Origin of the sequence: Streptomyces sp. NPDC006602, from assembly GCF_042870385.1 — a bacterium.
In the GTDB taxonomy this organism is placed as follows: domain Bacteria; phylum Actinomycetota; class Actinomycetes; order Streptomycetales; family Streptomycetaceae; genus Streptomyces.
In genome coordinates, this window is record NZ_JBIAHG010000002.1 from 427,009 (window position 1) to 440,419 (window position 13,411).

10 protein-coding genes are annotated in these 13,411 nt (G+C 71.2%); 6 read left to right on the top strand and 4 right to left on the bottom strand.

The genetic code is table 11. From position 1 onward, the window contains the following. Positions 1 to 68 precede the first annotated feature (68 nt). Both ACFYO2_RS06730 and ACFYO2_RS06735 read left to right on the top strand, forming a co-directional pair. Positions 69 to 1,415, top strand: a complete 1,347-nt coding sequence (locus ACFYO2_RS06730; RefSeq protein ID WP_388345003.1) for an FAD-dependent oxidoreductase — start codon at positions 69 to 71, stop codon at positions 1,413 to 1,415. Between the two features lie 140 nt (positions 1,416 to 1,555). After that, positions 1,556 to 2,938: a nucleobase:cation symporter-2 family protein gene (locus ACFYO2_RS06735; protein ID WP_388345005.1), complete on the top strand. Its 1,383-nt coding sequence runs from the start codon at positions 1,556 to 1,558 to the stop codon at positions 2,936 to 2,938. Positions 2,939 to 3,280: 342 nt separating this feature from the next. Here ACFYO2_RS06735 and ACFYO2_RS06740 read toward each other — a convergent pair whose 3' ends face one another. Both ACFYO2_RS06740 and ACFYO2_RS06745 read right to left on the bottom strand, forming a co-directional pair. Further along, the gene (locus ACFYO2_RS06740) at positions 3,281 to 4,558 is read right to left on the bottom strand and encodes a PHB depolymerase family esterase (RefSeq protein ID WP_388346072.1); all 1,278 of its coding nucleotides are present in this window, start codon (positions 4,556 to 4,558) and stop codon (positions 3,281 to 3,283) included. A gap of 93 nt (positions 4,559 to 4,651) precedes the next feature. Next, positions 4,652 to 5,734, bottom strand: coding sequence for a non-reducing end alpha-L-arabinofuranosidase family hydrolase (locus ACFYO2_RS06745; RefSeq protein ID WP_388345008.1), 1,083 nt, complete (start codon positions 5,732 to 5,734; stop codon positions 4,652 to 4,654). A 321-nt stretch (positions 5,735 to 6,055) separates the two neighbouring features. Between ACFYO2_RS06745 and ACFYO2_RS06750 the strand changes: the two genes are divergently transcribed. Both ACFYO2_RS06750 and ACFYO2_RS06755 read left to right on the top strand, forming a co-directional pair. Then, the gene (locus tag ACFYO2_RS06750; protein ID WP_388345011.1) at positions 6,056 to 7,033 is read left to right on the top strand and encodes a polysaccharide lyase family 1 protein; all 978 of its coding nucleotides are present in this window, start codon (positions 6,056 to 6,058) and stop codon (positions 7,031 to 7,033) included. Between the two features lie 32 nt (positions 7,034 to 7,065). Beyond that, the gene (locus ACFYO2_RS06755) at positions 7,066 to 7,869 is read left to right on the top strand and encodes a pectate lyase (protein ID WP_388345014.1); all 804 of its coding nucleotides are present in this window, start codon (positions 7,066 to 7,068) and stop codon (positions 7,867 to 7,869) included. A gap of 67 nt (positions 7,870 to 7,936) precedes the next feature. Here ACFYO2_RS06755 and ACFYO2_RS06760 read toward each other — a convergent pair whose 3' ends face one another. Beyond that, a complete protein-coding gene (locus ACFYO2_RS06760; protein ID WP_388345016.1) occupies positions 7,937 to 8,707 on the bottom strand; it encodes a PaaX family transcriptional regulator C-terminal domain-containing protein in 771 nt (256 codons plus the stop codon). Positions 8,708 to 8,768: 61 nt separating this feature from the next. Here ACFYO2_RS06760 and ACFYO2_RS06765 point away from each other — a divergent pair, with 61 nt between their 5' ends. Both ACFYO2_RS06765 and ACFYO2_RS06770 read left to right on the top strand, forming a co-directional pair. Then, positions 8,769 to 10,424, top strand: a complete 1,656-nt coding sequence (locus ACFYO2_RS06765) for an acyl-CoA dehydrogenase family protein (protein ID WP_388345019.1) — start codon at positions 8,769 to 8,771, stop codon at positions 10,422 to 10,424. A gap of 121 nt (positions 10,425 to 10,545) precedes the next feature. Beyond that, positions 10,546 to 12,567 carry a HEAT repeat domain-containing protein gene (locus ACFYO2_RS06770; RefSeq protein ID WP_388345022.1) on the top strand — a complete coding sequence of 674 codons (2,022 nt, stop codon included), beginning with the start codon at positions 10,546 to 10,548 and terminating at the stop codon, positions 12,565 to 12,567. Positions 12,568 to 12,715: 148 nt separating this feature from the next. Here the strand turns inward: ACFYO2_RS06770 and ACFYO2_RS06775 are convergent, their stop codons facing one another. After that, entirely contained in the window at positions 12,716 to 13,300 is a 585-nt protein-coding gene (locus ACFYO2_RS06775; protein ID WP_388345025.1) for a hypothetical protein, read from the bottom strand. Positions 13,301 to 13,411: the final 111 nt, after the last annotated feature.

A 13,411-nucleotide genomic window follows, 5' to 3' on the forward strand; every position in this document is an offset into this window, starting at 1 on the left:
CGGTGCGATGCTGGAGGTGACAGCGATCTCCCGTAGCCCCCAGGGGTCCCCCGGTGAGGAGTTCCGCCGTGCTGCATGTCGCCGTCGTCGGCTCGGGGCCGAGCGGGTGCTACGCCGCCCAGAGCCTCGTCCAGCAGGAATCCGAGGTGTGCGTCGACGTCCTGGACCGGCTGCCGTGCCCGTACGGCCTGGTGCGGTACGGCGTGGCGCCGGACCACGAGAAGATCAAGTCGCTGCAGAACAATCTGCGCACGGTCCTCGAGCACGAGCGGGTGCGCTTCCTGGGCGGTGTCCAGGTCGGCCCCGGGGGCGTGTCGACCGCGCGGCTGCGGGAGCTGTACCACGCCGTCGTGTACTGCGTGGGCGCCGCCACCGACCGCCGCCTCGGGATTCCGGGCGAGGACCTGCCGGGCAGTTGGTCGGCGACGGAGTTCGTGTCCTGGTACAGCGCGCATCCCGACTCCGCCGCGGACGGTTTCGTGGTCGGCGCCCGGTCGGCGGTGGTCATCGGCGTGGGGAACGTCGCCGTGGACGTCACCCGGATGCTCGCCAGGGGCCTCGCGGAGCTGAACCCCACCGACATGCCGCAGGCCGCGCTCACCGCGCTGGCCGCGAGCCAGGTGCGGGAGGTCCACATGGTGGGGCGGCGCGGCCCTTCCCAGGCCCGCTTCACCACCAAGGAGCTGCGCGAGCTGGGCGCCCTGCCAGGCACCGAGGTCACCGTGGACCCGGCGGAGCTGGCCCTGGACCCGGCCTACGCCGACCCGTCGGGGCTGCCCGCGGCGCAGCGTCGCAATGTGGAGGTGCTGCGCGGCTGGGCGCACACTCCGGCCCGGGGCACCGAGCCGCACCGGATCCGGCTGCGGTTCTTCCTGCGCCCCGTCGAACTCCTCCCCCACGGCGGCCGCGTGGGCGCGGTGCGGTTCGAGCGGACGGCGCCGGACGGGCGCGGCGGGGTGACGGGCACGGGCGTGTTCGAGGAGATCGAGGCCCAGCTGGTGCTGCGTTCGGTGGGCTATCGCGGAGTGCCGCTGGAGGGGCTGCCGTTCGACACGGTGAGCGGCACGGTGCCCAATCTGGCCGGACGCGTGCTGCGCGACGGCGTGGTCGCGCCGGGCGAGTACGTGGCGGGCTGGATCAAGCGGGGGCCGACGGGCGTCATCGGCACCAACCGTCCGTGCGCCAAGGAGACGGTGACCTCTCTGCTGGAGGACGCCCCGGCACTCGTACACAAAGACCTCCCCGACGACCCGCTCATGGCACTGCGCGCCGACGGGGTCCAGCCCGTCCGGTGGGCGGGGTGGCAGGCGATCGAGCGGGCCGAGGCGGAGCTCGGGGCCTCGCTCGGGCGGAGCGTGGTGAAGCTGCCGGACTGGGAATCGCTGCTGGCGGCGGCGCGTTCGGCCGCTCCCTAGCCGCTTCGCGGGCGACTGGGCGGGCAACTGGGTGGGCATGACACAGGTCGGCAACAACGTCGAAATCAACAAACTGTTCAAGCCTCGTACGGTCTCGTGCTGTTCGAACGTTCCCAGCCATCCGCCGCTCTGGAGTGCCCATGGCAACGACCGCACCCGTGCATCCCGTCGACGAGGTCCCACCCGTACGACACCTGGCCGCCTTCGGTCTGCAGCACGTGCTCGCGATGTACGCGGGCGCGGTGGCCGTGCCGCTGATCGTCGGCGGTGCGATGAAGCTGTCGGCCGCGGACCTGGCGTATCTGATCACCGCGGACCTGCTGGTGTGCGGGATCGCCACGCTCATCCAGTGCATCGGCTTCTGGCGGTTCGGCGTGCGGCTGCCGATCATGCAGGGCTGCACGTTCGCGGCCGTGTCACCGATGGTGCTCATCGGTACGACAGGCGGCGGACTGCCCGCGATCTATGGCTCGGTGATCGTCGCGGGGCTCGCGATCATGCTGCTCGCGCCGGTCTTCGGCAAGCTGCTGCGGTTCTTCCCGCCGCTCGTCACGGGCACGGTCATCCTGATCATCGGCATCTCGCTGCTGCCGGTCGCGGGCAACTGGGTCGCGGGCGGCGCCGGGGCGGGGGACTTCGGAGAGCCGAAGAACATCGCTCTCGCCGCCTTCGTCCTGGTGGTGGTGCTGGGCGTGCAGCGGTTCGCGCCGGCGTTCCTGAGCCGGATCGCGGTACTGATCGGAATCGTGGTGGGCCTGGCGGTCGCCGTCCCGTTCGGATTCACCGACTTCGGCGGGGTCGGGGACGCCGACTGGGTCGGCATCAGCACGCCGTTCCACTTCGGAGCGCCCACCTTCGAGGCGTCGGCGATCATCTCCATGCTGGTCGTGGCCCTCGTGACGATGACCGAGACGACCGGTGACCTGATCGCGGTCGGCGAGATGACCGACCGGAAGGTGGAGCCGCGCTCCCTCTCGGACGGCCTGCGCGCCGACGGCCTCTCCACCGTCCTGGGCGGCATCTTCAACACCTTCCCGTACACGGCGTACGCGCAGAACGTCGGCCTCGTCGGCATGACCCGGGTCCGCAGCCGCTGGGTCGTCGCCGCAGCGGGGGGCATCCTCGTGCTGCTCGGCCTGCTGCCCAAGTTGGGCGCGGTGGTGGCGGCCATCCCGGCGCCGGTCCTCGGCGGGGCGGGCCTGGTGATGTTCGGGACGGTCGCGGCGAGCGGTCTGAAGACGCTGGCCCAGGTGGACTTCAAGGGCAACAACAACCTGACCGTGGTGGCCGTCTCGGTCGCCCTGGGCGTGCTGCCGGTCGGCGTGCCGACGATCTACGAGAAGTTCCCCGACTGGTTCCAGACGGTGCTGACCAGCGGCATCAGCGCGGGCTGCCTGACGGCGATCGTCCTGAACCTGCTCTTCAACCACCTGCCGACGGGGGCCGGTTCAGCCGTCGAAGCGGACGGCCTGCCGGCCGGCGTCGAGGAAGGCGTCGAGAAGTCCCGGGAAGAGGTCGTCTAGGTCTTTCCGGCGCAGGCCGTTCATCTTGGCCGTGCCCCGGTAGACCTGCCGGATCATCCCGCAGGAGTACGGCACCCCGGGCGTCTGCTCCCGCAGGGCCGGGGTCGATGTCTCCCCGGGCACGATGTGCCCGGGACGGAGGGCGACGAGGCTGGTCGCATCAGGCAGAAGGGGAGCGCCATGAACCGCCAGACCCGTATCCGCGTCAACCGCCGGCCCAGCACGCCGCGCGACACCGAGACCGACCGCAGGACACCCTCGGGGCGACTCCTGCCCTACTGACACTGGCACGACCGCGCAGCGGCCGGGGAGCGTACCCCGGCCGCCGTGCGGTCGTGTACGTCAACCCGTGCAGGCCGTCCCGTTCAGCGTGAACGCGCCCGGAGCCGCGCTGTTCCCGGTGTGGTTGGCCTGATAGCCGATGCTGACACTCGTCCCCGGTGCGAGCGTCGCGTTGTACGTGGCGTTCGTCGCCGTCACCGCCCCGGAGGGCGGCGTGTACGTGGCGCCCCAGCCGTTGGTGATGGTCTGGCCGGCGGGGAGGGTGAAGCCGAGTGTCCAGCCGTTGATCGCGGTCGTGCCGGTGTTGGTGAGCGTGAGCGACGCGGTGAGGCCCGTGTTCCAGGCGTTGGTCGTGGCCGTCACCTTGCAGGCGCCGGGCTGGGGTTGGGGCGCGGGCCCCGAGCTGTCCAGGCCGAAGAAGGTGAGGGCGCGGGCCGCCATGCCATTGGCGTAGAGGTTGTGGCCGATGCCCTGCAGGCTGATCGCCTCGACGGGGGCCCGGTCACCGGTGGCGCCGTAGCGGGTGCGGGTCCAGCCGGAGACGGGCGTGTCGGTGGCGGCCGGGGTCTGGCTCACGCCGAGCACGTTCGTCCACTGCTTGATCTCCTCCCCGAAGTTGGGGTAGCGCAGCACGTCGTCCTCGGTGCCGTGCCACACCTGCATGCGTGGCCGGGGGCCGGTGTAGCCGGGGTGGGCGGCGCGCACCAGGTCGCCCCATTCCTGCGGCGTGTGGGTCACCGTGCCGCCGGAGCACGCGCTGTTCCACTCGGAGCCGTCGGTGGTGGCGAAGCAGCCGAACGGCACGCCGGAGAAGGCGGCGCCCGCCGAGAAGACGTCGGGGTAGTCGCCCAGCAGGACGTTCGTCATCATCGCGCCCGAGGAGATGCCGGTGGCGAAGATCTTCGAGGTGTCGGCGTCGTAGGTGCGGGTGACCCAGTCGACCATCGACTTGATGCCGACGGGGTCGCTGCCACCGCCCCGCTTCAGTGCCTGGGGCGAGGAGACGTCGAAGCACTTGCTGGCGCGGGTGACCGAGGGGTAGACCACGACGAATCCGTAGCGGTCGGCCAGCGAGGCCCACTCGGTGCCGGAGTACATGGCGGGGCCGGAGCCCGTGCAGTAGTGCACGGCGACCACGACCGCGGGGTTCGCGGTGACGCTGTCCGGCACGTACAGGTACATCTGGAGGTTGCTGGGGTTGGTGCCGAAGTTCGTGACCGCGGTGAGCGTCGCGGTGGGGGCCGCGTCGGCCCGCTCGGGGCGGGCCGCGGCCGTCGGCGCGGCGAGAACGGTGGCCGCGAGTAACGGCACCAGTGCCGCGAGCAGCGTCACGAGCACCGAACTCAGGGGTCTGGTCGGGGAGTTGCGGGGGGTGAGGGGCACGTCCTGGTCCCTTTCCGGTCGCGGCTCTTCGGACGTGGTGCGCGGTCGTCAGCAGGTGGAATTCGTCTGGGTCAACAGGGACAGACGCCAGGGAAGTTGGGAGTAGTCGCCGCTCGCGGCCGGGTCCATCCCCTGGTAGAGGAACCGCAGTCGGCAGGGGTTGATCGTGAGCGTCTGGTCGACGCCGTCGCGGATCATCTCGCCGTGACTGAAGTCCTTCGTCCAGGCCGACTGCCCGTCCGCGAACGTCACGTTGTTCGCGCGGATGAAGGCGTTGGCCTCGGTGTCCGCGAGCGGGGTCCAGGTGCCGCCCAGGCTGTCGGCCGTCCAGGCCCGGAAGTAGCGCCGCCAGTCGGACTTGGTGGCGAGCGCCTCGACGAGCATGAGGTACTTGCCGCTGTTGCCGAGGCGGTAGACGTTGCTCGCCTCGAACAGGTCGAAGCGGTTGGGTTCGGCCAGCACGATCTCGGTGTCTCGGAAGCTGTTCGGGAACTCGGCGAGCGTGGTCCTGGAGCGGTACTGGTGGCCGTTGTCGTCGGAGAAGAACAGATGACAGTCGCTCTTGTCGCAGATCGTCCAGAAGTCCAGCCAGAAGCCGTCGCCCTTGTTCTCCGTGAGGACGGGGGGCTCGCTGTCGAAGAAGTACCGCGGGGCGCTCCAACTCTCCGGCTTGGAGGGGTCGGTGGTGGTGGAGTAGGACGGCGGACCCGTCTGGTAGACCATGTACCAGAGCTTCTGCGGGGCGAAGTAGAACACCTGGGGAGCGGCGGCGTACCGGTCGCCGATGTTCGGGTTGGCGTCCAGGAAGGTCTGCGGTGCGGCGGCCGCCTGGGACCAGTCCTCGAAGCTGGTGTACGCCAGGCTCCACCGGCCGGCGGTGTCGGCGGTGGTCGCGTAGACGTGCCAGCGGTTGTTGTAGCGGAAGACCGTCGGGTCCTTCACGGAGACGACCGGGTGGCTCGCGTCCGGCTTGGGAGCGATCAGCGGACCGGTCGAGGACCAGGTGAAGGAGCCTTGCAGCGGGGCCGACCGGCCGGCCCCGGAGTCACCGGCGGCGGCCGGGCCGGGCGACAGGGCCGCCAAACCGACGGCCAGTAAGGCGAGCACGAGCCCGCTGATGTACGTACGCATACGTGGAGTCGTCATCGACCGGCCTCTCACGGAAGGAAAGCATCCGCCGAGCATCGTGGCATGCACATGCCTGCCATGGAAGCGCTCCCACGCAACGAAAGAATTCGCTCCCGCCGCGCACCAGGGACGGCTGAATGTCTTCTGCGCAAAGCGTTGACTAGAAAGCGCTTGCCCCCTACGTTCCGTTCAGGAGTGTGACCGAGTCGCATCGCCTCAGGCCCACAAGGCCCCTCTGCCCGTGCACGGCGATCAACATGGCGTACAACATTCACGTACATGACCCACCAGCACCCGCAGGCACCTTTGAAGGGACGCACCCGCATGCGTACTCTCCCCCCACGTACACAGGCGCAAAGATCCGTACTGGCAGCCGGCGCGGCCGCTCTCGCGACGGTGGCCGTGCTGGCCATCCCCCAGTCGGCCGGGGCCGCCGAGACCTCGCCGATCGGATTCGGCGCCGGGACGACCGGCGGCGGCAGCGCCACGGCGATCACCGTCTCGTCGCTCAGCGCCTTCAAGACGGCCGTCACCGGCAACACGGCCAAGGTCGTCAAGGTCAACGGTCTGATCTCGCTGAGCGGTCAGGTCGACATCGGCTCCAACACCACGGTCCTGGGCGTCGGTTCGTCGTCCGGGTTCACCGGGGGCGGGCTGCGTCTGAAGAACGTCACCAACGTCGTCGTCCGCAATCTGAACATCAGCAAGCCGCTCGCACCGGCCGACGGCATCGAGGTGCAGAGGTCGACGAAGGTGTGGATCGACCACAACTCCTTCTCGGCCGATCGGGATCACGACAAGGACTACTACGACGGTCTGCTGGACATCAACCACGGCTCCGACAACGTCACGGTGTCCTGGAACACCTTCAAGGACCACTTCAAGGGCTCGCTCGTCGGTCACAGCGACAACAACGCGAGCGAGGACACCGGGCACCTGAAGGTGACGTACCACCACAACAGCTTCAGCAACGTCAACTCGCGCATCCCGAGCCTGCGCTTCGGCACCGGGCACTTCTACGACAACTACGTCGTCGGTGCCGAGACCGCCGTGCACTCCCGCATGGGCGCTCAGATGCTCGTCGAGAACAACGTCTTCCGTTCGACGCAGGTCGCGGTCACCACGAACCGCAACAGTGACGTCGACGGATTCGCCAACCTGCGCGGCAACGACCTGGGTGGAGCCGCCACCGAGGTGTCGCAGGTCGGCACCTTCACCACCGCTCCGTACAGCTACACCGCCGAGCCCGCCTCCTCCGTCGTCGCCTCGGTGACGAGCGGCGCGGGCACCGGAAAGCTCTGACAACCCCCCAACACGGAAGAAGGATTCGGGACATGACTTCTTCGCCTCCGCCGCGCGCCCGCAGGCGTGCGGTGACCGGCTCGCTGGCCGCACTCGCTCTCTCGGCTGGCATGATCATGACACTAAACGCCCCGCAGGCGAGCGCCGCCACCTGGCCCAGCGCGAACGGCAGCCAGGCCGTCTCCTCCACCATCGCGGTGTCCGGCACCAAGGACTACGGGATGAAGCGCCTCTACGGCTCCGGTGCCCTGGGCAGCGACGGCCAGGACGAGGACCAGGGTCCGATCCTGGAGCTGGCGGCCGGCGCGGTCCTCAAGAACGTCATCATCGGCGCCCCCGCGGCCGACGGCATCCACTGCAAGGGCAGCTGCACGCTGCAGAACGTCTGGTGGGAGGACGTCGGCGAGGACGCCGCGACGTTCCGGGGCTCCTCGTCGTCCAACGTGTACACCGTCTCCGGCGGTGGCGCGAGGTCGGCCAGCGACAAGGTGTTCCAGTTCAACGGCGCCGGGACGCTGAACGTCTCCAACTTCGCGGTGCAGACCTTCGGCACCTTCGTCAGGTCCTGCGGCAACTGCTCGACGCAGTACAAGCGGACGATCAACCTCAACACCATCGAGGCGACCTACTCGGGCAGCAAGCTCGTCGGCATCAACACCAACTACGGCGACAGCGCGACCCTGAGGGGCATCACGATCGTCGGGGACAGCAGCAAGAAGATCATCCCGTGCCAGAAGTACATCGGGAACAACACGGGCAAGGAGCCGACCACCAACGGCAGCGGCCCCGACGGCACCTACTGCAAGTACGCGTCGTCCGACATCACCTACAAGTAATCCCCCCACGGTAGGTGAGGCGGCCGTCCGAAGCGTCCCCCGCACGGCGCTTCGTACGGCCGCCGCGTCATGCGCCGAGGGCGGCGCGCTGCGGCACCGTGTCCGCCAGCTCTTCCTGGTAGTCCGTGTACGCGGTGCGCAGGTCCGTTCCCGGCCAGTCCTCCGGCAACAGTTCGGGGGGCAGGACGGGATCGGTCAGCAGGTGCCGTACGACGGCCGCGAAGGCGGTGAGCCGGTCGGCGGGCCGGTCCGGGCGCGCCACGTGGGTGACGTGGTGAAGCAGAGCCCGGGCCGTGGCCGCCCAGGTGTCCAGGGGCCACAAGGTCGCCGCCAGCTCCGGCGCGGGCCGGTCGGGACGGGCCCTGTAGTGCTGGGCCACCTCGTCGAGGTCGTCCGGGAGCGGGCGGGGCAGGTTGGCGGGCCGGAGCCAGACGCCTTCGCGGAGTTCGGCGAGCCTGAGGGCGGTCAACCGGGCCCGCAGGTCGGCGCGTTCTGCGGGGCCGCGGCCCGTCGCGGTGATCACGACCATCTCCCAGTCGCCGTCCCACGCGCGCGTGCGGGGGTGTACGGCGTCGTCCTGGCGGCGCTGACGCGCGAGCAGCCGGTCGCTGAGGCGGTGGACCGAGTCCGTGCGCCGCAGGTCTCCGGCGGCCACCATCCGGCTGAGCGCGGCCCGCAGCGTGGAGCCGCCGATCCCGAAGGGCTCCACCGCGCGGACCAGGTCCTTGACGGGGAGCTCCGGCGGATGCGCGCCCAGGAGCAGGCTCAGTACGACCGACCGGGCGGACAGCGGCCGCAGGTCGACCTCGCCAGGCTGCACCGACACATTCCTCCGCATGGTCACGTACTGTACTTGTTGCATCATTGCCACAATCGCAGCAAGAGTGCAACATGGCCGTATGGTCTCGACACCCGCGCTCGAACGGTCCACGACGCACGACGTCACCAACCAGCCCCCTCCCCTGGCCCCGTACGACGCGTCCGAGGACACGGCCCTCTTCGAAGGGCTGCGCCGGGAGGGCGCCGGATGGGCCGAGAAGGACATCCGTCGGCTCGGCCTCAGGGCCGGCAGCGCTCAGGCCCAGGAGTGGGCCGAGCTGGCCAACCGCCATGAGCCCGAGCTGCGGACGCACGACCGGTACGGCAACCGTGTCGACGAGGTCGACTTCCATCCGAGCTGGCACCACCTGATGCGGGTCGCGGTCGGGGAGGGGCTGGCGGGCGCGCCCTGGGCGGACGACCGGCCCGGAGCCCATGTCGCCCGTACCGCCGGCGGCTTGGTGTGGGGACACACGGACGCAGGCCACGGCTGCCCGACCTCGATGACGTACGCGGCGATCCCCGCGCTGCGCAGGCAGCCGGAGCTCGCGAAGGTCTACGAACCGCTGCTGACCGGCCACGAGTACGACCCGCAGCTCCGGGTGCCGACCGAGAAGCGTGGCCTGCTGGCGGGCATGGGGATGACGGAGAAGCAGGGTGGCTCCGACGTCCGCACGAACACGACGGCTGCGACGCCCACGGCCGAACCGGGTGTGTACACGCTGCGCGGGCACAAGTGGTTCACGTCGGCGCCGATGTGCGACCTGTTCCTGGTCCTGGCGCAGGCCCCGGACGGACTGTCGTGCTTCCTGGTGCCGCGGGTGCTGCCCGACGGGAGCCGCAACACGTTCCGCATCCAGCGGCTGAAGGACAAGCTGGGCAACCGGTCCAACGCCTCCTCGGAGCCCGAGTTCGACGGGACGGTCGCCTGGCTGGTCGGTCCCGAGGGACAGGGCGTCAAGACGATCATCGAGATGGTCAACTGCACCCGGCTGGACTGCGTGATGATGTCGGCGACGCTGATGCGCAAGACCCTCGTCGAGGCGGGCCACCATGTGCGCCATCGCAGCGCGTTCGGGGCGCGGCTCCTCGATCAGCCGCTGATGCGCAACGTCCTGGCCGACCTCGCGCTGGAGTCGGAGGCGGCGACGACGCTCAGCCTGCGACTGGCCGGCGCGGCCGACCGCGCGGTGCGCGGGGACGCCGGCGAGGCGGCGTTCCGCCGGATCGCGACCGCCGTCGGCAAGTACTGGGTCACCAAGCGGGGCCCGGCCTTCACCGCGGAGGCCCTGGAGTGCCTCGGCGGCAACGGGTACGTCGAGGAGTCGGGCATGCCCCGCCACTACCGCGAGGCTCCCCTGCTGTCGATCTGGGAGGGCTCCGGGAACGTCAACGCGCTGGACGTCCTGCGGGCGTTGCGGCGCGAGTCCGGCAGCGCTCGGGCCCTCTTCGCCGAACTCGCGCTCGCTCAGGGGGCGGACACCCGCCTGGACGCGGCAGTGACACGGCTGAAGGGGCAGCTGGCGCAGACCTCCGAGGCCGGTGCGCGGCGACTGGTGGAGCTGATGGCCCTGACTCTGCAGGCCTCCCTCCTGGTCCGGCACGCCCCGCCCGCCGTCGCCGACGCCTTCTGCGCGACCCGGCTCGGGGGCGACTGGGGACACGCCTTCGGCACACTGCCCGACGCCGCCGACCTGGACACGGTCCTGGGGCGAGCGCTGCCCGAGGGCCCCTGAATTTCCGCCCGAAGGGGCCTTCTCGGCCGGTTCGCACACAGTCACCCCGCGATTCCGCTTCGTTGTCAGTGCCGTGGTGCAGACTCACGATCAGTCGGTACTTCGCCTGGGGGAGGACAACGTGTTCACGGGGATCGACGAGGTCGACTGGGCCTCACTGCGGCATGCGTACGGCAGCGCGGCGGACGTGCCCGGATGGCTGCGGGGGCTCGCCTCGGCGGACCCGGCCGAGCGGGAGGCCGCGCTGGACCGGATGTACGGGGCGGTGCACCACCAGGGAGACGTGTACGACTCGACGCTGGCCTGCGTTCCGTTTCTGTTCGCGCTCGTCCGCAGCGAGGAGGTGCCGGACCGGGGCGGGATCGTCGAGCTCCTGGTGAGCATCGGACGGGAGGGCGAGGGACGGGAGGCCGACGCCACCTGCGCGTCGGCCGGATCCGCCGTCCGCGCGCGTGCCGAGGTCTTCACCGGGCTGAGCGGGGACGCGGACGCGACCGTGCGCGGTGCCGCCGCGGGCGCTGTCGTACGGTTCGTCGACGAACCGACCCGGGTGCTGCGCCTGTTGCGGGAACGGATCACGGTGGAGCGCGACGACCGGGTGCTGCTCGCCCTCGCCGAGAGCCTCGGCCTGTTCGTACGACGGCACCCCGGGCACGCCGACGAGGCGCTGGAGCTGCTGGTGGCGCAGAGCGCGGCGCCGTTCGGGCCCGGGGTGCGGCTCGCCGCGCTCGGTCAGCTCGCGGGGTGCGCCCCCGACCGGCTCCCGACCGACCTGGTCCCCCTCGCCGTCCGGCTGCTCAGGGGACGGTCCGAACGGTGGCCCGTGCGGCCGGAGGAGGCCGAGGGTCCCGGCGCGGACACGCTCGCCGGCCTGCTGCGGCGGCTGCGGCCCTCGGACGAGGAGGGCTCGCAGCTGATGCGGACCCTGCACAGGGCGCTGGACGGCCGTGTGGAGGACCGGATCGCCCTCCTGGAGGGGCAGTTGACGTGCCCGGATGCGACCGACCGGTGCAACGCCGTGTGGATGTCGGCGGGGCTGACGCGCGAGTGGCGCGCGGACTGCGCGGGGCTCGTCGCTCTGATCGGGGCTCAACTGGGCGCGGTGGAGGACGGGTTGCGCGACGCCGCCGTGTCCGTCCTCACGGACCTCTTCGAACTCGCCGCCCCCGCCGCCGACGACCTCGCCGCGCTGGTGTCCACCCGTCCCGGCCTGTGGGTTCGGGAGTGGGAGCGCGGGGTGCCGACGCTCGGCGGTCCCCTCAAGGCGCTTGTCCGGAGCGGAGATCCCCGGGCGGTGCCGGTGCTCGCCGAGGTGCTGGCCGGGCCGGTCGTACCCGGTGATCTGGGGCAGGCGGTCCGCCATATGGGCCGGGACGCGGCATCGCTCGCACCCCTGATCCGGCGCAGGCTCGGTGAGATACCCGTCGACTCGCCCGAGCCCTCCGCTCCCGCCGTGCCACTGCTGTCGGCGCTCGCGGCGCTGGAGGAGGCCACCGAGAGCGCCGGGGAGGCCCTGCCGGAGGTGCTGCGGCTGCTGCGCGGCGCGGCTGCCGGGGCGCGTCCGGGTGACGCCTGCATGGGGGCCCTGGTCCGGGCGGTCGGCGCGTACGGGTCCGCCGCGCGGGAGGCGGTGCCGGTGCTGCGGGGGCTGCTGGACACCGAGTACGCGAGCGCGGCGGCAGGTGCGTTGTGGGAGGTGGAGGGGGACCCGACGGTCGTACTGCCCGTTCTGCTGCGGGAGTTGGCGGGCGGGGAGCCTCGCCGTCGCCGGTTGGCCGCGGCGGCGCTGTCGCGGATGGGTGCGCGGGCGCGCCCCGCGGCGGCGGCGCTTCAGCGCCTCGCAGAGTCCGGTCACCGGGAGCGGGCGACGGCAGCGTGCGCCCTGTGGCGGATCGACGGGGACGCCGATTCGGTCCTTCCCGCGCTGCGCTCGGTCTGGACGGAGAGTCCACGCACGCGTGTCCCGGTCGCCGGGTGCCTCCTGGAGATGGGGCCGGCCGGAGCGCCCCTGCGGGACCTACTGGAGGCGGAACTCTCGGCACCGCGGCGCCACCTGGCGCGGCCCGGGGGATTCGGCAGCCATGACATCTGGAAGGACGAACGCTTGCTGAGGCTGTGCCGGGAGGCGCTGGCGGGCGTGTAAGCAGGCGCGCGGTCAACAGCTGTGCCGTGCGCGTGAGCGGGCGCGCGGGGCAACAACTGTGCCGTGCGCGTAAGCAGCCGCGCAGGGCAACAACTGTGCCGTGCCGTCCGCGTCCCATCGGTGTCATGGGTACGCGGATCCCGCGCGGTCAGCCCGTCGTACGGCCCCACAGCGGGCCGAGGAGCGCCCACTCCGCGTCCCACCGCGCCATGCGGCGGCGCTCCATGCGGCCCCGCAGAACCCGTCCGCCCACGAAGGGGACAGCCCCGGCGCTCACCCCGATCAGGCCGCCGATCAGGGCGGCCCGCAGCCGGGCCTGGGCTTCGGTGGCGGGCCTCGAGACCAGCCGGCCCTCCGGGTCCGTCCACACGGTGACCGGGGCCCCGAGGGTGCTGCCGGGTGGGACCCTGACCTGTCCGGTGTGCGCGGAGCCGTCCGCCGTGCTCCAGCGCACCTCGGCCCACACCCGTTCGCCGCTCGACGTCTCGGCGGGCGGGTCGGACGTTCCGGGCGCCTGCTCGGTGAGGTGGGCCGCGACGGGGCGCCACTCGACGCGCTCCCGGGCCAACTCGCGCTCCACGGACCAGCTCACCGCCAGACCCGCGAGCACCCCGGCGAGGACGGTGAGCACCCAGGCGCCGAGCACCACCCAGGCCTCCAACACATCGGCCCCACGTTTGAGCGGATTGCGCCGCCAGCGCCACAGCCACACCCTCGGACCACGGAACGCCATCGAAGGCATCCTCCTCATCAGCGCCAGAAGTGAGCGCACGAACATGCCGTACCGCACTCCCATACGGGAGACGCCTCTTCGATACTCACGCCGACTTTCCCGACTCGCACC